A 21,005-nucleotide genomic window follows, 5' to 3' on the forward strand; every position below is an offset into this window, starting at 1 on the left:
TATGACCGACCGCTTTGGTTTATCTGAGCAGGATATTGCTGCTTATCAATCAACTTTTTCGGCTTTTCCCAGTGTTAAACGTGTAATGATTTATGGCTCTCGGGCGAAGGGGAATTACCGTCGGGCTTCCGATATTGATTTAACAGTAATGGACAAGATCGACTGGGCGACCTTTATCGCATTAGAAGCCCAGATTGATGACCTGATGCTGCCTTATCAGGTCGACCTGTCGATTTATACTCAAATTGATAACCCTGACTTAGTGGATCATATTCAAAGAGTTGGTCAGGTATTCTACGAGAAAACGCCATAAACCCTCACACCAACTGATAAGCCGAGATTGATAACAGTCCCTCATTGATCCCGTTATCAACCTGATCAACGCCCAAAACCCTTCACAAAATTAGATCTAACGACACCCCATGAGCGGATCTCAGAAGTGGCGATACAAAAGTTGCCACCTTTTTCGCTAAGCTACTGAAGAGTGCAGATGAACTCATTATTAACATGAGAGGCACAATACTGGATCTTGAGCGCTATCAGACTAACCCTAAGACAGTATCTCTATCGCTCGCCAAATGCTTCAGACAAGGTTTTGCGTAAAGGTTTTAGCAAATACTCCATCACCGTGCGCTCACCAGTTTTAATATCAAGCTGTGCGGTCATGCCTGGTAAAATCTCTAGGCTTCTGCCTGTTGTCGTTACGGTGCTACGCTTAAAAGAAACATGGACTCGGTAATAGATTTCCTCGCCTTTGGCGCTTTCTTCTTTAAGCGTATCGGCACTGACATAAATCACTTCACCTTGAACGCCACCATAAATGGTGTAATCAAATGGGTCGAAGCGAATTGTTGTCTCTAAACCTGAACGAACCAATGCGATATCCACAGGACTTACTTTGGCTTCAATGACCAAATCTTCATCAACTGGAATGATTTGCATCAGTTCTTCACCTGCTCGCAGTACCCCGCCTACGGTTGTGACTCTAATATTTTTCACGATACCTGAAACTGGCGCGGTGAAGACACTGTCATCCAGCTGCTGTTTACGTTGTGTCAGTATTTGCTCATTTTGAGCAATTTCATTTTCAACTTTGGTTAGTTCAGTGCTGGACTCTTCTAAGTATCTGTTTTTTCTAACAATATATTTAGTTTCTGTTTCGTTAAGCGCCCGCTCTACTCTGATCACTTCTGAGCGATTTACATCACCAGAGCGAGACAGCTTCTTGACTAAGCTAACCTCTTCACGAGCCAGTTCGATAGCATCATTTAGCACTCGCAGCTCTTCATTAAGTCCTGTTCTACGCTGCTCAAATAGCGCCTGCTCAACCTGAACCTGTTCGCTATAAGCTGCAAAAAATGCTGGAAATACCAGCTTTTTTTGACCTGTAACTTCTGCGCGCAAACGTACTGCCTTAGCTTTCAGCGCAAAATAACGTGCTTCAATTTCTTTTACATAGGCATCAAGACGAACTTGGTCAAATTGAGCCAAAACCTGTCCCGCTTTTACTTGATCGCCTTCACGTACATTAAGCTGAGATAAAACACCTGCATCAACCGCTTGGATAATTTGCACTCGGCTACTGGAGATAACTTCTCCGGTAGCGCGGGCAACTTGATCAATGTAAAAAGAATTAGCCCAAGCAACAAAGCCTATAAAACCAGCCAATAGCAGCAGCAATACGGCTGAATAGTGGCGCTTATGATAGCTTTCTAATTTGCTATGCTGGTCAGGTGAGCGTTGATGGTCACTGGAAAAGAAACTGTCTAATAGCATTACACTGTATCCTCACCAGATTGGGCTGAGCTGCCGTTGCTACTTCTAGGATTTGGTGCCGTATCTGTATTGGATGCCGCTGCTGCTCCGGCAGATACCGCCTTTTGCGGGCGTACCATCATTTTGGGCAGTATTTTATCGGCTGGGCCATCGGCAACAATCTTACCCTGTTGCATCACGATGATCCTATTCGCCATCTGAGCCGCCAATGCTGGGCGATGTGTTGCGATGATCAGAATATCTTCTGGCTTCACATAAGCACGCAGTGCGGTCATCACTTGTCGCTCACTTTCATTGTCTAATGATGCGGTTGGTTCATCTAATAACCACACTTTGGGTTGTGCCAAAAAGATACGCCCTAAACCAACCAGTTGGCGTTGGCCTCCAGATAGACCTTCTCCACCCTCACTGATCACTAAGTCCATGCTGTTGGGGCTATCAGCGGCGATACGATCAATTCCTAACGATTCACAGACTCTTAGTAGATGCGAGTCACTGGCCACACCCGATAGTGTGAGATTACTGCGCAGTGTGCCTTTAAATAAATGTACACTTTGGGGTAAATAACTCACATGGTCGGAGACGACTCTAGGATCAATCTCCCACAGGTCAGCTTGTCCTAAGCGGATACGTCCTTCAGAGGGGCGATATAATCCGGCCAAAACTTTCAGTAACGTGGACTTACCTGAGCCAATACTGCCTAAGAGTGCAATGCGGTCACCCGCCTGTGCATTAAACTGTGCAATATTGAGCTGTTGAATAGGGCTGTTGGGATAAGAGAAGCGAATATTCTCTAGCCCAATCTGCTTAGGTGGTTCATCGGGCATTAATAAAGACTGATCAGCACGTCGCTCTGTATCTAGCTTTAAAACTTGATCGACCATGCTGAGTGATTGAGATACGGTTTGCCATTGCACCAAATACTGCACACTTTGGGCAACAGGTGCGATGACACGCCCGCCTAAAATACTACAGGCGATTAATGCCCCCATCGTCAAGTTACCCGCTTCAATTTCAGCGACACCGACAACAATGGCGGCTACAGAGGTCAGTGATGCCAAGGTGCCTGTTGTAACGGTGGCAAAGTTACTGATCGCTTTCTGCCGAATGTTATAGCCTGAGATTGAAGCGGTTATTGATTTCCACTCTTCTGAAAAGCGCCAAGTGGCATTGTTAGTGCGTATAGATTCAGCACCTTGAATGGTATCGACTAGTAAGCCTTGACGTTCATTAGAACGTAACATCTGCTGTTTCAATAACTTACGTAATCGTTTTTGGCTCACCCAGCCCAACATAGCGGCTATTGGCAGTGCCAATAAATACACCCATGCAATAGAGCCACCTACTACCCAGATAAAGGCAATAAACATCAAGGCAAAGGGTAAATCCACTAGCGCAAAAATAACCCCAGATGAGAAAAACTGCCGAACAGAATCTAAACCTCCCACTTGAGCCGCTAATGTACCTAAACTTCTAGGTCGCGTGTCTAATTGCAGCTGCATTACATGGTCAAACACTTTCTGAGTAACTGATTTGTCGGTAGCGCAGGACAAGCTGTCTAAGATTCTGGCTCGTATTGTTTTCAGTGACCAGTCTAGAATCATAACGATGCCCATCCCCGCTACCAATGTCCATAACGTGGCATAGGCCAAGGTTGGCACAACGCGGTCATATACCTGCATGGCAAATAGCGATGACATCACGGCCAGCAAGTTGACAATTAAAGTAGCCACTACAACATCTAACAACCAACGCTTAGTTTTAAACACTTCCGATAGCACTAAGCGCGCGGCAATACTCTCTTTTATAGAGGTTTTACCTTCTGGGTTAGACTTAGGCAAAACTTGCAGCCAAAGGATTAAAGCTTCTTCGATCTCTTCAGCATCAAGCTTTTGGGTTTCGTTATCCGCACCAGTCAGTAAGAGCTGACGCTCTGCATCTCGCTCAATCAGCTGCCATTGTTGCTGATAGAAGATCATGGCAGGTAGTTTACGCTGATCAAACCGACTCCAACGCAACTGTGCCACTTTCACTTGGGTGATCTTTAACGTTTTTAAAACTGCGTTCATACGCTGTGTTGGTGTCGCACCCGCATACTCTTGTTGCGCGTGCTGACAGGCTTGATTAAGTGCACCTGTTGAAACTGATATATTGAGCTTGTCCAACAGGCTTTTTAATATCACCGCAGAAAGTGGCTCTGTTGCAAATCCTGCCTCGGGTGCCTTTGGCGCTGCTGTGGCAGTATTGGTCATAACGCTTCTATTCCCGCTAGGCTATCTAATTGGCCTGTAATCGCTTTTATTCTGAGCGAAAAAACCAGCCATTCATTATTAATTTGAGATTGTTGTAGACGTTGCTCGGTTAAATCGCGCTGAGTATTCAGCACTTCAACCCATGACTTGCGTCCTGTCTCGTATTGCCTGAGAAATGAATCTAAGGTCGCTTGAATAGCCTCTACTGCTTTTTGCTGTGATGTCTGTAATTTAAGCTGTAAATCTCGATTTAAGATTAACGTATTAATTTTTCGCTCTAGTTCATTTGAAGTAACGTCAAGATCTTGCTCGGCAGCATCTAAACGTGCCAAAGCGCTTTTGGTGCGGCCTTGATGAGCAAATCCTAAGCCCTCTAAGTTTGCTTGTAACACCAAACCTGCTCGGGTTTTATCTGTATTACTAGGGGTGTCTAACAGCTCTTGTTCAACTCGAAAAAATAGGGTTGGCATGATAGAAATTTTTTCTTTATTAACCCCAAGCTGCACAACATTCAACCGCTCACGTTGATACGCCACATTAGCACTGGCCGTTTTAGCCAGTTGCTTTGTGTTAAATGCGGTGTTAATTGGACTGAGTTCTAACTGTTCTGATACTGCAAGATTGGCGTTAACCTTTACCTGAGTCAGTGCTTGCAACTCACTTAATGCCACTTGTAGCTCTGCACGTACTCGTTCACGCTGAGCATAGGCTTGAATCAATCGGGAGTAGGCAATATTGACATCAGCCTCTGAGGCTAGCTGCCCTTGGCGGCGGCGTTCTACACGCTGGTGTAAACGTTCATGCTCTTCAATATTTTGATCTGTAACTTGCAGGCGCTGAGACACCCCTTCTACCTTGGCATAGGCAACCGCAGTATCTTCTAATAGCTGGCGCTGTACCTTCAGAACATTGTACTGCTCTGTTCGGTAGTTTACTTGGCTGAGCTCAATTTCATTGTCTATTTTACCAAAGGCCCATAAAGGCTGTTGCATGGTTAATGTGCTTTGCGTATAGCCTTTGGTAAGCGTGTTAGCCTGTAATGATAAAGATGGCAAGCGCCCTGCCTTTGCACTATCTATACCGTGCTCATGAACCCGCAGTTCACTTTTTGCCGCTTGTACAGAAGGGTGATGTTTTAAAGTGGCTTGTAATGCCGCAGATAGTCCTGAACTTGCAGGCTGCTCAATATTTGCAACTGCATAGCCACTTAAAAAAGGCAGTAAACTTGCCAGTACAATATTGCGAGTGTGTTTATGTTTAGCAAAATGATAAAGACTGTACATATTAATGGGTGCTTCTTATTTTATTCACAATACCCGTTGTCGATATTTCAGTTGTATAAGGTGAATACTCAACGGAAATACCTTTGCTATTCAGCAAAGGCTCTAGTTTTTGCCATCGTTCGCTGTGCTCCCAATCGCCACCCACAACAACATGGTCAATACGCCACTTCAGCATCCATGCCACAGACTGCTCTGTCTCACTTAATGAGCAAGGAATGAAGTTAACCTCATCTATCCAGCCAAAGCCTTGTAAAAGCTCCATACGTTGTGATTGGGGGATAATAGGAAGTTTGCCTTTACTACGAAGGCACACTTGATCGGAGCCTAAGGCGACCACTAATTGCTGAGCAACACTTCTGGCATACTGTAAGTATCGAAGATGCCCTACATGAAAGAGATCAAATATTCCGATCACTAATGCTCTATTTTTCACTGTCATTGTTCGCATCAACTGCACGTTTTATCTCAGAGAGCCATTTTTCTTCCGGCAATTTAAACTGTATTTGTTCCAACAAGTTTGAGGCTTTCTCCAACAGACCCGCTCGCCAGAAGAGATAAGTACGTGTTAAAGCATAGCAATAAGTCAGCAATGAAAAACCACTCATATTTTTGGCAGAAACAATAGAGTTAAATTGTTTATTTGGTGTACGCCAATCACCATAAAATAGCGTTAGCCATTGTTCTGGGTTTTGCAACATCCACACCTTGCCATAGCGGGTTATGACCTGTTTTAACGCCAAACAGCTATTAGGAAACACTGTAACACGCTGCCAGTCATTACGGATATTGTTAAGCCATAAGCCACCCACTGAGTGCTCAGTGTCTACACGTCGTAACAGACATAGGTCAAGTACAATCCCTGTTTTAATGTGCCGAAAGGGTACAGGGTTAACAACGGGAAGCTCTGTTTTTTCTCGCTTCCAGCCACTTGTTAGTAACAAAGCTTGTGCCTTTGGAAACTCGTGTTCTGGTAAGCCAACATCTAAGTCTTTATCAAAAGGCAGTAAGTGGCCGTCTCGAATCAGCCCCAACAACGTGCCTGACTGAGGAAAAACATGCACATCTATTGCCGTCAGTGCTGCCAACGTTTGCCACAGTAAATTCTCAATATCGGCATGGTCAAATGAAACGGCAGGTTTAACTTGTTCCATCCGCTTAACTGAAAGCTTACTTTGGTGCTGTAATGCCTGCTTTAAATGAGACAAGGCCACATCAAGCTGTCCTTGCTCCATCAGCTTGCGAGCATAATCTTGATGACAAACCGCTGCGTTACTATGCCAAGCGGTGTTACTACAAGATGAGTGATCTATGAGCAGCTCTGTTGAGCGGTTCATAAGAGGCAGCGCTTCTTTCAGTTTACCTTGCTGCTGTAAACAAGCGCCTAAATAGTGATGGGCGGCAGCATGATTAGGATTGGCTTGTAGTAGCTGCTCGAAAAGCAGCTGAGCCGCCCTCAAATTATTTTGTTTTAGTAGCGCCATACCATCAGAAAAAAGCCCTGCATCATGCTTTGCTAGTGGAAGCGGCTCAGGGGGATTGGGCACCACTGCCAATGCAGCCTCTAAAGGCGAAAGGAACTCGGCATAGCGTTTCCATTTTGCTTTTGAGCTGGTGTAAATCGGCTGCCTGACTTGCCAAGATGAAGCGGTTTTAACTGCACGCTCTAACTTTTGGAAAGAGAGCACAGTCTCCTCCCATGGCAGCTGTAAGTAATCAATAATTCTATGCGCCCAGCTTTCGACATCTTCAACCAGCAGGTCATAGTCAACTTCTAATATCTGCTCTGGAAGCACTTGATGCCAATGGTTCATCAATCGCTGATGATCAACCAACTGCTCACCAATCCAGCTTTGATCATAGGCAAAGCCCATACCACCAAATTTAGCCGCATAGTCGATAAAATAATTAGAGATGGCCACATCTCTTGGTTCACGTTTTAAGTGAATAATTTTAGCGTTAGGGAATAAAAGCTTAATAAAGCCAATATGTTCAAAGTTATGAGGCAGTTTATCGACAATTCTAGCTTTATCAGGTGCAAGAGCTTGTAACTCAGCCAGTAAACGTTGGGCTTCTTTTTTAGACGCAGCCAACCCCAAGTCTTGCAAGCACTCTGGGTAGCTACGTTGAGAGCCTTGCTTATATTCCCACAAATTTAAGCGATGAATAGCGGCAGGTATTTGAGACAGCTCACCCGCACCAAATACCTGACTGTGGCTGCCCAGAATTTGCTCTACTAAAGTGGTGCCAGATCTTGGCATACCCAAAATAAATACAGGCACATGGCTTGAATCACCATAACCCTGACGGCTTTGCATAAACGTTGCAGAGAAAAAAGCCATTTCATGCTCAACTTGGCTACGGTGCTCAGCGGGGCAATAGGGCAGATGCTTTTTAGACGCTTCATTAGCCGCCTCTGCACAGCGCCATGCTTGAGCATAATCAGCTTTTTGCTCCCAAACCTTAGCTAAAGTGAACAATAGATGTGCTCTTACAGGGCCTTCTAAGCTGGGCTGATAGGCTGCTGTTTCTAAGCGTTGAATCACTTCAGGTTGATCTGGAATTTTACGGGCGTTAATTAGCTGGCTCCATCCTTGCAAAGGTGCTACATGGCAGAGCTGCTCAAAAAGTGTTACCGCCTCATCAATTCTACCCAGCAACATCAGCAAATGGCCTAAGCCACTCAACGCATTAGGTGCAGTGGGTATCAGTTGCAATGCTTGTTGATACACTTGTTCTGCTGCTTCCAACTGCTCTTCGTTTTCCAGCACATGAGCCTGCGCACAGAGCGCCAAAACCCGTTGTTCAACCCCTTCTTTTTGGCTGAGCTGCAAAGCCTTATCTGCCGCGATACGGCTATCAAAGTCTTTGAAGCGTTTTGATGATAATAAAGCCAGTTGGCTCCACAGGGCGCTGCTTTCAGGCTGACGCACAATGGCTTGTTGCAGCCAATGTGCGGCCTCGTAAAAACGGCCAGAAACATTGGCTAGCTCTACCGCTAAAGACAGTAGCTCATCATTGTTAGGCTCTGCATCTAAGGCTTGGTGTAACTCTAAGCGGGCTTGGTCATGCTGACCTGATGCCGACAATAACAACACCAATATCGCATGGGCGCGTTTCACCTGATTGGCAATACCTGCCCGTGCCAATACCTCTGCTGCGTTATAGTCTTGCTGTAGTAGCAGTACTTCAACACGGCTTTTTAAATAAGTGGCCTCGTCTTTATCCTTTAATGGCGCAGCGGTTTGTAACGCTTGCGTGGCTTGCTCTAACTGCCCTTGCATTAAATAGGCACGAGCTAGGTTAAGCCACACCCCGCCTGTATTGGGCAATAACTGCGAGGCCTTTTCTAAGTGGGGTTGGGCAGTCTGCTGCTCACCCAAAATTAAATAACAAGCGCCAGTACGGGCTTGAGCCAAACCATTGTTAGCGTCTAGCTCAACCGATTTTTTTAAATAGGCTATGGCTTTAAAAGGTTGCTTTAAAAGATACCATGCACTGCCAATCCATAGTGCTGTTTTAGCACAGCTAATGGTTTTGGCATCGGCTAATTTATCAGCTAAGGTTTCAGCTTGCTCTGGCTTAGATAAAGCTAAAGATAAAAAATATAAAGCCATATAGGGCTGTATATTAAATTTTTCATCACAACCTGAAATAAAGTTTTCTAATTGATCGTTAAGATCAATAAAACAAGATTTAGACAGTAGTATTTCTAGATTTTCAAGCATGATTATTGATGTCTGATAAATATATTAAAAAAACACCCAGCACAAGGCTGGGTGTACATTTTTAATGTTAATTAGGCCTTAAATTGAACCTGATCCTGGTCCTGATACAGAGTAAACCAAGAAATCAATATCTTCGAAGTTAACACTGCCTGCATTATTACCAATAGTATTGGTGTTATTAAATGTGACGTCATGAAGATACGAGGTATGATAACTATTTGAACCAATTGAGAAACGATCAGTGTAATGTCTGCTTGTTTTAGTCCCGACTAGTAAATTGCCACTAATATCAATGCCTATAGCTTTGTTTGGGCTATTTATGTATTCAATATAATAGTACTTATTATCTGCAAAAGTATTATAGTCTTGAACCTTTTCAAGGTAGCTAAGGCCTATCAGGCTAGAAGGGGACAATATGGCAGAAATATCTAGCTCTATCTGATCATCTTCACCAAAGCCTGTTAAATCAAGCGCTGTGCTTGGAATAGCGTTATAATGAATAGTAACCTGCTTGTTAGCCAAGTCTGCATTGTCACCTGAAGCGAAACTGGCAGTTGTTACTTCATCTTCACCTTTAATACCATCACCATTAGCATCAATGTAAGCACCCGTTGTTTCAACAATAACGCGGATAGGTGTGATATTTTCAATAGCTAAGGTACTAAATGAGGCTAGATCATTACCTGCAATATCTTGTATTGCACTTACATCGTTATTGGCAGTTGGGCCAGTATAGCTAAGCTGCAAGGTTTCCCCTGGCACCACAGTACTAGTCAGCGTTAAAGTCACCGTTTTGGCGGTTGCATCAACGCTTAGGCTGTTCACGGTTATAGTATTTGACACACTACCCGTTACCGTAAAGGCACTTGCAGCAGCAATATTAGTGCTGTCTAGGTTTAAGCCATCTTGTAAGGTAAATATCAGCTGGTTGCCATTGGCATAGGCATTTTCAACATTTAAGTTCAGTATACTAGGAGCTACAGTATCTAAAGTGTATGACAGCGAGCTTGAGGAACTTGAACTATTGCCCGCTAAGTCTTCCACTGTTGCGCTCAGTGCTTTTATGCCATCTTCGCCTAAGCTGCTAGTGGTAATGTCTACATAGCCATTATTTAAATCTTCCCTTGTGATATTCGCAAAACCAACCTCTTCACCATTCAACATGATGCTGGCTTTACCCTCAAGGCTTGAGTCTTCACCACCAAAGCTTGAGTCTTCACCACCAAAGCTTGAGTCTTCACCATCAAGGCTTGAGTCTTCACCATCAAGGGTGATGCGTATTGTAGGCGTGTCATCACTGCTGATATTGTCAGAGCTAGAAGCGCCTGTATCAGAGTCTTCTCCAACAACGTACAAGGTTGGGATATTGGGTACTGTTGTATCTAATGTATATTGCAGTGAGGCAGAGGAACTTGAACTATTACCCGCTAAGTCTTCCACTGTCGCGCTCAGTGTTTTAACGCCATCTTCGCCTAAGCTGCTGGTTGTGACCTCAACATAGCCATTGCTGAGGTCTGTATTCGTGATACTCGCCCAGCCCACCACACTACCATTCAATGTGACGTTGGCTTTACCACCCTCAAGGCTGGCATCTTCACCATCAAGGCTGATACGTACTGTAGGGGTTGTGTCGCGGCTGATCTTGTCAGCGCTAGAAGCGCCCGTATCAGAGTCTTCACCGACAATGTTTAAGGTTGGTATATTAGGTGCAATAGTATCCAGCACATAGTCTTGACGACTTTCTGTGCTGCTATTACCTGCAATGTCTGTCACTTTAAACCTGATAGAGCTGCTACCGGATAACGACACTGAGCTCCAACTTAGTTGTGTGCCATCCTCTCCCAGCATGTTGTTCAGATTAACCCAGTTTTCGCCACCATCACTTGAGCCATACAAGGTGTCACCGCTAGCTAGTTGAGTATTTAATGTCCCTCTTACCCACTGGTTTGATATGCTGGTTACAAAGTCTTCGCCACTGATACCCGTGTCTTCACCTATGGTAATGTTGTTCACAGTCTCTGTCGCAACTGTGTCAAGTGTATAAGACAGAGTATCCGTCGAATTGGTGCGGTTGCCTGCAAGGTCTTCCACAGTCGCGCTCAGTGCTTTAATGCCATCTTCGCCTAGAGCACTACTGGTGATCTCTACGTAGCCGTTGCTGAGGTCGGTAGCGGTGATATTCACGCTGCCTACTGCACTTGCCCCTGAGCTCAAGATCACTTTGCCACCAGTGAGGCTGGTGTCTTGGCCGTCTAAGCTAATACGTATGGTTGGGGTGGTGTCATAGCTGATATCATCGGTATTTAAGGTGCCTGTATCGGAGCTTTCCACAAGATCCAGCGTAGGTGCTGTTGCTGCTTTGCTGTCCAGAGTATAGGTTTGGCTGGTTTCTTCCCCATTATCACCTAGGCTGTTACGCACTTTAAAGCGCAGTGAGCTACTGCCATTGAGTGTCACTCCTGTCCAGGTTAGGGTGGTAGTGTCACTGCCTATCATGTTGTTGATATTCACCCAATTGGCACCACCATCGGCTGAGCCATATAACACCTCGCCTTCGGCCAATGCTTCACTTAGCGTTGCGGTAACCGTTTGACTGGCAACATTGGTGATAAAATCATGACTACTAGTGCCGCTGTCTTCGCTGATATCAATATTGGTGACTTTAACGGTGGGTAGAGCCGGCGTAGTGTCTTTTAGGGTATAAGACAGTGACTGAGTCTGAGTATTTCCTGCAATATCTTTGATGCTGATGGCGATATTTTTTACGCCACTGTCACCTAGGTCTCGGGTCTTAATATCAATGTAACCCGTGTTTATATTGGCTTGGCTTATGGTGGCAGAGCCTATTGGGCCCAGACCCGAGTACAGGTCTATTTTACCTCCTAAAAGGCTGGAGTCACTAGAGTCGAGACTGATGCGAACGGTTGGTGTTGGATTGCTGTCCAATCCATCCAGTATCTTAGCTGACAACGCAGGTGTTGTTGTATCTAGGGTATAGGCATAGATGGCAGAGGTAGACTGGTTGCCTGCGGTGTCTGTTAGTGTGGCGGTTAACGCTTTACTGCCGTCTATTCCTAACGTGCTGGTTTCTATTTCAATGTAACCACGACTGATATCGGTTGTACTGATCACCGCGCTACCGACTGGCGCACCATTTGCGTTGAGTTGTACGGTAGTGCCAGCTAATCCTGCATCTGATTTTAAGCTAATGCGTACGGTGGGCGTTGCATCTTGGCTGATGTTGTCGGTGTTAGATAGCCCTGTATCCGAGCCCGTATTAAGGCTGAGCGTTGCAGCCTGTAGATTGGTATCTAGCGTATAAGATAAAGCGGTGGCTGCACTCTCGTTACCTGCTTTATCGACTATTGTAGCTACAAGCTGTTTAACGCCATCTGCACCCAGTGCCGAGGTTGTAATGTCAATATAGCCTTGACTACGGTCAGCTTCTGTCAGAGTTACAGAACCAATCAATGCACCATTACTGGTTAAACGAAGCTGCCCTCCCACTAACGAGCTATCAGCGCTTTCAAGACCAATACGCAAGTTAGGCGTGGTTTCTTTACTGATGTCATCGGTGTTTGACAATCCGGTGTCTGAATGGTCTGCAACGTCTATTGAAAGAACAACGGGGGCGGTGGAGTCAACTAGAATAAGGGTTGCAGGGCTTTCGATCCCCTCATTAATATGATAACTAACAGAGGTACGCCCTTCTTGTGTTGAGCTGATCAGGTTGCTAGGCACTGCTAGGTTTGCTAGGCCTGATGCGTCAAAATCTGTGCTGGAAATGGTGGCTGTAAATATACTTCCTCCCCAGTTTACCGTCACCACATCCCCTGCTACCGCACCTTTAATGCCTACAGTAATACCTGCTGCTTTTTCCGCGGCATTAATACCGTCTGTGGCAGAAGAGATGATCGGTGGTTGAACTAACGAGTTACCTAAGTCTGCTTTGTCTTTATTCTCACCTTCCTCGAACTTTTCAACCCCTTTTTTAAGTAAATCTACCCCTTCTTGGTTCATCGCAAGGCTATTTTGGCCAGTTGTGCTTGAGGCTTGGGGCACAATAGCATCTTCTAACTGCTTCAGTGTGTTCGATAGACTGCCAGTGTGTTTATCTGCACCCGAAAGTTGAGCCAGTACTTCACCGTAACGCTCAGCACTATTGATGCCATCAGTTGTCTGGAAATTAACATCCACCACCGTAGTCACAGGGGCTAGAATGTCGTCCAAGCCGAATAAGGTGGCCACTTGAGCGTTTGCTTCAAGGTTTGCTTCAGTCACAATGACTGTTTGTGTGCCATTGGCTTTATTCGCATCAATAGTGGCTTTATCTGCGATATTGGCTTTACGCGCTGCTAACTCCGTTAAAGGGGTTACGCTTAAATAAACATCACCAGTCCCGTTGGCATAGCCCATTGCTCGTAAAGGTTCACTACCCAAGCTCACTAAAGTATTGGTTGCTTCATCTAGGTAGTCGCCTTGGTCACCGTTAATGTCGCTGACAAACACCACAAAAGGGCCTTTATAGTCACTGGCGATGTTCAGCTTGAATTGGCCGCTTGCCACATCATATTGACCGCTGCCTAATGAGTTACCATTGTTATCATAGATGTCCACTTGAACTTCTGAGACAAAAGGTCCCGCTACGGCAGAGACCACAATGTTGTAGCTTGAAGGTGTTGGTGTCGGTGTGACCTCTTCAGATGCACTGCTAGAACCATTGCTTGAAAATAATGCACCAGCACTTGCCAGAGCGCCCCAGAGTATGCCTGAGCCATCGGAGGTAGGCCATACAACCACCTCACCTTCATCACTCTTTGTTGTATCTTCACTGCTGGCGACAATATTCTCCGCAGAAATTTCAGCACCGATGCTGAAACTGGCAGCGGTACCTTCAGTATAAAACTGATCAATAATGGCGACGGGTTTATCATCAACTTCAATTTCAAGTTGATCACCCTTGCGTTTTAATACCAAGTTCTCAGGTTGTTGTTGCGTCTCAGAGTCTACAATAATGTAAGTAGCACCTTGCGATGCAGTTAAGGTTGCAAGGTTATGCAAGGCGATTTCACGCGTAATTTGCCCACGTGTTTTTTCAATTAACATTATTGTATTCAAGTAGAACTCCGGCGAGCAGGATTAGGGTTCGGTATTATCGGTATTATCGGTATTATCGGTATTATCGGTATTATCGGTATTATCGGTATTATCGGTATTATCGGTATTGTCATTAAATTATTTATTTTATTGATTTTTATTTATTAATAGATTGTACGCATTATTTTATTTTTAGATACTAGGGTTTTCCCTAAGTTTTAATAGAGTGGCTAAGTGTTTAATAATATTGAGTTAATTGTATGCAGATCTCTTCAATACCACAGGTCGACAGAGTATTTTTGCTCGGTAATCCCTTCAGCATACCAATCCAAGGTCTAGAAAGCACTTTTACAGCCATAGGTGACACTAAAACTTGCTCACACTGGCTGATTGGTGCGCCATAGCGCATAAGCTGTTCAGTGTCGTAAACGACAATCGCTTGATGTAAACTTTGATGTCGCAACATCACCTCTGTTGCTTGCTGTGGCGACATACCTTCTGTGTTCAGTGTCAAGCTTCCGATGCTAACCTTTTGCTTACAGCTCCAGCCTTTGTCATCTGACAGGCTTTTCTGCTGCAAAATCTCCATTACAATATCTAGCTCCTCAGGCGACACCACAATAAAACAAATAGGCACAGAAGCAATAGTCTCACCTAAAACTTGCGTCCCCACGGTTAATGGATCTAGCCCAGATGAAATTAATACATCAAGTCCGGGAGTTGTATTAACCTCAATAAATGTGCCTGCTCCCTCGCTCCAAGAGCGACTAATATCAGTGGTAATATAGTCAACCCCTGTGGTGTGAAGCCCCATTGTTGTTGCTATCGCTTCTGCTGCTTTAATTAAATCAGGATGAACGCCTGTACTAACATCAGTACCACTGCCACCTGTTGAAATATTGGCATTGCTTCTTAAGCTAATTTTAACTCCAGTGGCAGGTACATAGTTTAAAGAAACATCCTGCTGCTCAAGTTGAGCAATTAAGACATCGTCAATCATAATCGGTCGCTTATAAGCCGATTTTACTAAATTAGTAGTTCTGTTTTTGTTGAGTTGTTTTATTAGCTGGGAAATAGTTTGAATGCCATCCCCAGTAATAGAGGCAGGATCGCGTCGAATAACCGCACTTACTTTTCCTCCTATCACCATTATTCGGTAGTCATCGCCTTCAATGTGACGCTCAACCATTAAACTGTCACTACTGAACTTTCGAGCATAGTGATAACCTTTCTTTAATGTTGCTAAGTTTTGAATGTTAGCACTAACCCCTTTGCCGCCTCCGCAGTTCAGCGGCTTAATTACACAAGGCCATCCTACTTTTAACGCAGCCTCTTCAAGCTGTTCTTGATGCTGAACCAGAAGGTACTGAGGAGTGGGCATTCCTAACTGAACAAATATCTGTTTGCTGCTCACTTTTGAACCTGCCCAATGGGCAGCAAGCATACCGTCTTTATTTGAGGCCGATTCCATAAAAACTCTGGCATTGCAGCCCCATCCAAACTGCCAAAATCTAGAGTTCTCAATAAAAGGTAGAAATGGGATGCCGAGTTGTTGAGCCGCATACATTAATATTCTAGCTTGATAATCTGGATGGCACTGCTTGCAATCTAGCCACAACGCATTGAGTTGCTGATCAATGATGGCTTTATTCTGTATGCTGATACCTTCTGTAGAGTCTCCAGCTAACAATAATGCTCTAAGTGTAAGCTCTAAGGCCGTTTTACTGACTTGAATATGGTGAAAACCTAGCCAAACTTGAATACGGCCATCTGGAGTAACATCCGCACCTGCTGCCTGTATAAAACCTCTAACTTCATTGAGCGCTGCCAAGGTCCACTGGGCAATGGTTTTACCAAGAAGAACTTGAGGTGATAGCTCAAGTGGAGGAGGATCTTTCATCTCAGTTAAGTGCTGGCTGAGTTCATCAGAAAGCCACTCTGGATAATGAGCAAATAAATTCAGGCACCGTTGATATATTTCTTTGCTTATCAAACCTGATGGTGTGATTAATGCGAGCAGTATTGGTTCTTTAGCGAAAGGGCTGATACCAGGGTAGTTGTGAATATATTGAATATCAAACATAATCAGATTTATTTCCCAAGGTAATTCTAGCGATTTCTTTCAATTCTTTATTACAAAACCAATGTGCATTAACCACTTTTTCAGATTGAAATCCCCTGTAGTTTTTGTGTGATGCACTAACACTTGTGTTGATAAATTTGATGTTGTTTTCTATCGCATATTCAATGGGTTTGTAGCAAACAAGCTCAAAACATAAGTTAGGAGTATTTTTTGACATAGACCAAGTCTGAACATGAAGAGAACTTTTACTTAATAGGCAGAATACTCCTCCTAAAAAAACATTATCTTTATAAGCGGAAAAAGTTAGAATGGAATTAGGGATTCTCCTATGTAATTGTTCGAAAAAAGCTGTTGTTAACCAAGGTTTGCACTGATGAGAGGTGCAAACCTTCTCATAGCCTAAGTAAAATTCATGCCAGAAGTTTATATCAATATCCTCTCCTCTATGAGTTAGTATTTTTATTCCATTGTCATAGATTGAACTTCTGTCAAGGCGCATCATTCTACGTTTTCTATGTCCAATACTAGCTACGTAATGATCAAATGATGAAAAATTATTGTTATACCAAACAGAGCTTTCTTCTTGACTTATTAACCAACCTTCTTTTTCTAAAATATCTGCATCCTCTGGCTGAGTATGCATAATGTTTAAAGCTTGTATAGAAGGGTTTGAGTTGGTAATGTCATAAAGTGCTTGAATTAGAAGCTTTTTTATATATTGCTCTTTTTCACCTTTAAGTGTGAGCAACCTTGGTCCTGTTACTGGGAATAGAGGTACCCCTACCTGTAGCTTTGGCCAGTTAAAACAATGTCTCTCAATTCCTTTGTTCAGCCAGTTTATTTCTGGGCCAAACTCTCGCTTATTTCCCCACTTCATAGCAGCAGGAGCGCAGGCAAATATTTTCCCTGACTGATCTGTCATCGTAATATAAACGGGCTTAATTCCTTTTTCAGCAAGATTAATACTGTGTTCTAGCGCTAAAAAGAACTCATGCCGTAGATAAGGCTCATCTTCGGAGCAAGCATTCCAACCAATAGAATCAATTTCAGATATAGATGAATAAATATTTGTTCTAAGATTCATGCTTATTGAGCTCTTTTTCTACTGCAAAAAATATTTCTGGCTCAGATAAAACAACTAATATATCGCCATCCATAGAGTCATTCATCGCCATTTTTATTGCTAAAGATTGATCAGGCTCCAGCTGTATTTGGCTCAAAGCCACGCTTTGCTTTTCTAGTTCTTTAGAAAATGCTGTCAGCATATTTTGAACGGGATTATTTCCCTTATAGTCAATGGATTTTTCAACAAGCTTAGCATCACAACCTAGATAGAAATGGTTGAATGTTTTTGCAAGATAGGGTGCGCAAGCTGATAGGTGTGAGCGATGACGGTTACCCAGCTGTAAACACAGTACCCGTTTTTTTCCAGTAACTTCTAAGCTATCAATAGCCTGACATAATACCTTGACGCCATCAGCGTTATGTGCGAAATCAAGCAGGACTTTGAATGGATAGCCTTCAATAAAGTTGTATCGCCCAATATTATGCAAAGGAGTATTAGTAAAAGACGCTAAGCCAACTTTAATATAGTTAAACTCTACACCTTGCGCCCAAGCCAAAGTCGCAGAGAATAGAGCATTCATTTCATTAAAGTACCATAATCCTTTCATCGTTGCAGGAATGCTATTCACTGACATAAGAGGCGTCTGAGTCGCACCCTCTGCGAATACAATCCAAAGCTCTCCTTTGTGTTGTGCTAGGAATGCAGCGCGATTACCTTTGTGGAGATGCTGTTGAATAGCTGTATTAGATGCACTTCTTGATACTAGAATTAGCTCAGGTTTGCTGATAAATTTCTCTGACAATTGAGCTTCATTTAAACAAAGAGCATCATCTGCGTTTACAATAATCGCATTTTGTGTTCGATGTAGCACACTAGCCTTTAGATTAGCCATCTCCTCTAAACTATTGATACCATCAACACCAATATGGTCATCTTGAATATTCAATAAAGCTGAGACTTGATACTGATCACAAGGATGACCAAAATACAAAAGCCCTTTTCTAGGAAGCTCAATTACAGCAGCCTCAACCACTGGGTCTCGTAGTAATATTTTAGCTCCCGGATGGCCTGAAAGATTCCGATCTATAATTAAATCATTGTTAATCCAAACTCCATTGGTGGTACAAACACCACTTGTTTTACCAGAAGTTTTCCAAATATGGTGCAGCATTTTAGCAACGGTGCTTTTACCATTACTTCCAGTAATCGCGGCAACAGGTATGCGCGGCGATTGACCTTGAAATAGGGTGTCGAGTATCTCACTGTTGATATCGCGTTCAAGAGCAGAAAGCCAATGTGGCCTAAAGCCGGGTTGTGCGTTTACCTCAATAATTCCACCGCCTACATCTCGCCAAGACTGGCTAATATCTGGACATAGTAGATCAATGCCAGCAATATCTAAGCCTATAATTCTAGCTGCTCGCTCAGCAATAAGGCGATTATCAGGGTGTACTTCGGCACTAACATCAATAGCGGTTCCCCCCGTGCTAATATTAGCTGTGCGTCGCAGATAGATTGACTGGCCTGCTTTAGGTATTTCATTCACCTTCAAGTTTTGCTCAGCTAAACAAGATTGAGCTTCTTCATCTAGAATTAGCCTCATTAAGAGGCTGCGTTTATCCTGCCCTCTTCGGCTATCTTGATTGGCAAGCTCTATTAATTGGGCTACTGTCGACTGCCCATTACCAATCACAGATCCTGCAACTCTTTCTGTCGCAACTAGTAACTGCCCCTTAACAACTAAAAGACGGTAATCCTTACCTACAATGTGTTGCTCAACAATAACTTCTTGGCTTAGCGCTTTGGCTGCTTTAAAAGCCTGCTCCAGTTGTACCTGATTCCTAATATTTGGCGTAATGCCAACACCTTGGTCTTGATTATTCGGTTTGACGACTACAGGCCAACCAAGTTGCTGTGCAACCTGAAGTGCTTCTGACCAAATGCTCACTAAACAAGTATTAGGTGTAGGTATGCCATTGGCTGATAAGATTGCAATTGTTTGCGCCTTGTTTCTAGCTAATCGAGTAGCGATAGTACTGGTTGACTCGGTAAAGCTACTGTCTAAACGTTTCTGCTGGGCAGCCCAGCCAATGTTTAACACCCCATGTTCGATATCAATAGGGTAGCGTTTATCCAATGCTGATAGTGCAAAGCGCAAAGTGTTAGGTAATAAACCTGCTGGCTGGACTTGGTTAAGCCAAGTGTTAAGTTCAGCTGAAAGTTTCTTTTGAACGGTTGTATTAGTTGTTTCTTGTGACCAGAGCAGTAAATGTTTTATAGCCAATGACAAGGCTGCTTTTAGCACCTCTTTTCGTTGCCAAGGCAGTGCAATAGCGACACGAGTGCTTGACGCCTCTAGAACTTCACCTTTGCCCACCGCATCTCTAGCAAGGCGTTGAATGGCGATAGTTAAAGAAATCACTTGTTCTGCAAAAAAAAGTGCTCCGCTGCTTTTGGTGGAATAGGATGAGTCTGCTGACACCAAACACCGCTCATCCATCGATTTATGGGTCTGTGCTCTACTGTGCATTGCACTTATATTTGCAGTAATTTGGGCTGCATTTTTAGGCCAGTTATGAAGATCCGTATCAGTTGTTAGAATAGCAGTAGCAGTTGAGCCTGATAGTTTAGACTTAGCGCCGACATAAAAAAAAAGCGAGCTGAGATCTACATGAGAAAGCATAAATACCCCAATAACTTAAATCACAAAAAAGCCCGATCAATAGTATTAATTGATCGGGCTATTTAGAACAACAGCATACGGTATTGGATTAACTGATAACAGTTACATCCTCAGCCTGCATACCTTTGTCACTTTGCACTATGGCAAAACGAACGCGTTGCCCTTCAGCCAGTGAGCGATGTCCAGTTCCACGAATAGAGCGGAAATGAACAAAAACATCACCACCGGAGTCACGGGTAATAAAGCCAAACCCTTTTGAAACGTTAAACCACTTAACAGTGCCCATTTCACGGTCATCATTTTCATCAATAACAATATTATTCGCAGGCTGCGGAGCCAACTGACCAACAATCGCAGCGCCAATAAAAGTGGTGATAAAAAACACAACAGCAGCACTAATATAGTGGCCATTTGCCAATAAGCCCTGATCCGCAGCTCCAGTAACCACATCAAGAACAAACGGGGCAGGGATTGCCATAACCAAACCAATTAACACACAACGAACAAATGAACTTTTGCTCATACTTACTCTCTCATATACGCTTCGTTATTATTAAAATTACTTCATAAACAAAGGAGTAGCAGCCAGATCTCCTTATCTAGGCGGCGTCAACCCAAGGGCTGGGTGAGGCAAAAAATGAAGCAACTAACCGAAAAACAGGCATAAAAAACGACATCTTGCCCCTACTTTGCATAGTCTATTATACAGAGCATGCTCTGCACTTGAAGCCTATTGTGCAATTAAGCGTTATAATCTAGACAAAAGTCAGGAGTATCTCTCATGAAGGATGAAAAAATGGAATATGGCGTTGAAGGCCGAATCGACGAGCTTGAAATTCGAGTTGCCTTTCAAGATGATGCTATTGATGCTTTGAATAAAGTAATCACGGCTCAAGATAAGCGTATCAAGCTACTGGAAGAGGCTATTCGCCATTTGTACCAAGAAGTAAAAGAGCGTCAACCTGCGGATGAAAGTTCTCAGGCTTTTAATCCTGTTAATGAAGTACCACCACACTACTAAGGTTTAAAGCGGGCTTTCC

Annotated in this window: 12 protein-coding genes; 2 read left to right on the plus strand and 10 right to left on the minus strand. The window is 43.7% G+C overall.

The window, feature by feature from the left end; genetic code table 11:
* Window position 1 precedes the first annotated feature (1 nt).
* Window positions 2-313, plus strand: coding sequence for a nucleotidyltransferase domain-containing protein (locus B5D26_RS11180; protein WP_078745819.1), 312 nt, complete (start codon window positions 2-4; stop codon window positions 311-313).
* Between the two features lie 251 nt (window positions 314-564).
* Here B5D26_RS11180 and B5D26_RS11185 read toward each other — a convergent pair whose 3' ends face one another.
* The 10 genes from B5D26_RS11185 to B5D26_RS16620 form a co-directional block, all read right to left on the minus strand.
* Window positions 565-1,776 (minus strand): HlyD family type I secretion periplasmic adaptor subunit, encoded by a 1,212-nt coding sequence (locus B5D26_RS11185; protein WP_078745820.1) that lies wholly within the window; start codon window positions 1,774-1,776, stop codon window positions 565-567.
* The gene (locus tag B5D26_RS11190) at window positions 1,776-4,028 is read right to left on the minus strand and encodes an ATP-binding cassette domain-containing protein (RefSeq protein WP_078745821.1); all 2,253 of its coding nucleotides are present in this window, start codon (window positions 4,026-4,028) and stop codon (window positions 1,776-1,778) included. The genes B5D26_RS11185 and B5D26_RS11190 overlap by 1 nt, the downstream gene beginning before the upstream one ends.
* On the minus strand, window positions 4,025-5,311 hold the full coding sequence (locus tag B5D26_RS11195; RefSeq protein ID WP_078745822.1) for a TolC family protein: 1,287 nt from the start codon (window positions 5,309-5,311) through the stop codon (window positions 4,025-4,027). The genes B5D26_RS11190 and B5D26_RS11195 overlap by 4 nt, the downstream gene beginning before the upstream one ends.
* 1 nt (window position 5,312) lies before the next feature.
* Entirely contained in the window at window positions 5,313-5,750 is a 438-nt protein-coding gene (locus B5D26_RS11200; RefSeq protein ID WP_159445652.1) for an FAD synthase family protein, read from the minus strand.
* Window positions 5,734-9,036 (minus strand): tetratricopeptide repeat-containing sulfotransferase family protein, encoded by a 3,303-nt coding sequence (locus B5D26_RS11205; protein ID WP_078745824.1) that lies wholly within the window; start codon window positions 9,034-9,036, stop codon window positions 5,734-5,736. Before B5D26_RS11205 ends, B5D26_RS11200 begins: the two co-directional genes overlap by 17 nt.
* Window positions 9,037-9,114: 78 nt before the next feature.
* Window positions 9,115-14,154 (minus strand): beta strand repeat-containing protein, encoded by a 5,040-nt coding sequence (locus B5D26_RS11210; RefSeq protein ID WP_139776651.1) that lies wholly within the window; start codon window positions 14,152-14,154, stop codon window positions 9,115-9,117.
* A 217-nt stretch (window positions 14,155-14,371) separates the two neighbouring features.
* On the minus strand, window positions 14,372-16,216 hold the full coding sequence (locus B5D26_RS11215; protein WP_078745826.1) for an ATP-grasp domain-containing protein: 1,845 nt from the start codon (window positions 16,214-16,216) through the stop codon (window positions 14,372-14,374).
* Window positions 16,209-17,300 (minus strand): peptidogalycan biosysnthesis protein, encoded by a 1,092-nt coding sequence (locus B5D26_RS11220; protein ID WP_078745827.1) that lies wholly within the window; start codon window positions 17,298-17,300, stop codon window positions 16,209-16,211. The genes B5D26_RS11215 and B5D26_RS11220 overlap by 8 nt, the downstream gene beginning before the upstream one ends.
* On the minus strand, window positions 17,290-19,965 hold the full coding sequence (locus B5D26_RS11225) for a Mur ligase family protein (protein WP_078745828.1): 2,676 nt from the start codon (window positions 19,963-19,965) through the stop codon (window positions 17,290-17,292). The genes B5D26_RS11220 and B5D26_RS11225 overlap by 11 nt, the downstream gene beginning before the upstream one ends.
* 88 nt (window positions 19,966-20,053) lie before the next feature.
* Window positions 20,054-20,488 carry a cold-shock protein gene (locus B5D26_RS16620; RefSeq protein WP_078745829.1) on the minus strand — a complete coding sequence of 145 codons (435 nt, stop codon included), beginning with the start codon at window positions 20,486-20,488 and terminating at the stop codon, window positions 20,054-20,056.
* Window positions 20,489-20,746: 258 nt separating this feature from the next.
* Between B5D26_RS16620 and B5D26_RS11235 the strand changes: the two genes are divergently transcribed.
* A complete protein-coding gene (locus tag B5D26_RS11235) occupies window positions 20,747-20,986 on the plus strand; it encodes a SlyX family protein (RefSeq protein ID WP_078745830.1) in 240 nt (79 codons plus the stop codon).
* Window positions 20,987-21,005: the final 19 nt, after the last annotated feature.

Origin of the sequence: Oceanospirillum multiglobuliferum (assembly GCF_900167095.1) — a bacterium.
Lineage (GTDB): Bacteria > Pseudomonadota > Gammaproteobacteria > Pseudomonadales > Halomonadaceae > Oceanospirillum > Oceanospirillum multiglobuliferum.

Excerpts from the sequence above, each read along its gene's own strand:
- B5D26_RS16620 (WP_078745829.1), bottom strand. The coding sequence starts at position 20,488 with ATGAGCAAAAGTTCATTTGTTCGTTGTGTGTTAATTGGTTTGGTTATG.
- B5D26_RS11215 (WP_078745826.1), bottom strand. The coding sequence starts at position 16,216 with ATGTTTGATATTCAATATATTCACAACTACCCTGGTATCAGCCCTTTC.
- B5D26_RS11225 (WP_078745828.1), bottom strand. The coding sequence starts at position 19,965 with ATGCTTTCTCATGTAGATCTCAGCTCGCTTTTTTTTTATGTCGGCGCT.
- B5D26_RS11180 (WP_078745819.1), top strand. The coding sequence starts at position 2 with ATGACCGACCGCTTTGGTTTATCTGAGCAGGATATTGCTGCTTATCAA.
- B5D26_RS11220 (WP_078745827.1), bottom strand. The coding sequence starts at position 17,300 with ATGAATCTTAGAACAAATATTTATTCATCTATATCTGAAATTGATTCT.
- B5D26_RS11185 (WP_078745820.1), bottom strand. The coding sequence starts at position 1,776 with ATGCTATTAGACAGTTTCTTTTCCAGTGACCATCAACGCTCACCTGAC.
- B5D26_RS11200 (WP_159445652.1), bottom strand. The coding sequence starts at position 5,750 with ATGACAGTGAAAAATAGAGCATTAGTGATCGGAATATTTGATCTCTTT.
- B5D26_RS11205 (WP_078745824.1), bottom strand. The coding sequence starts at position 9,036 with ATGCTTGAAAATCTAGAAATACTACTGTCTAAATCTTGTTTTATTGAT.
- B5D26_RS11190 (WP_078745821.1), bottom strand. The coding sequence starts at position 4,028 with ATGACCAATACTGCCACAGCAGCGCCAAAGGCACCCGAGGCAGGATTT.
- B5D26_RS11195 (WP_078745822.1), bottom strand. The coding sequence starts at position 5,311 with ATGTACAGTCTTTATCATTTTGCTAAACATAAACACACTCGCAATATT.
- B5D26_RS11235 (WP_078745830.1), top strand. The coding sequence starts at position 20,747 with ATGAAGGATGAAAAAATGGAATATGGCGTTGAAGGCCGAATCGACGAG.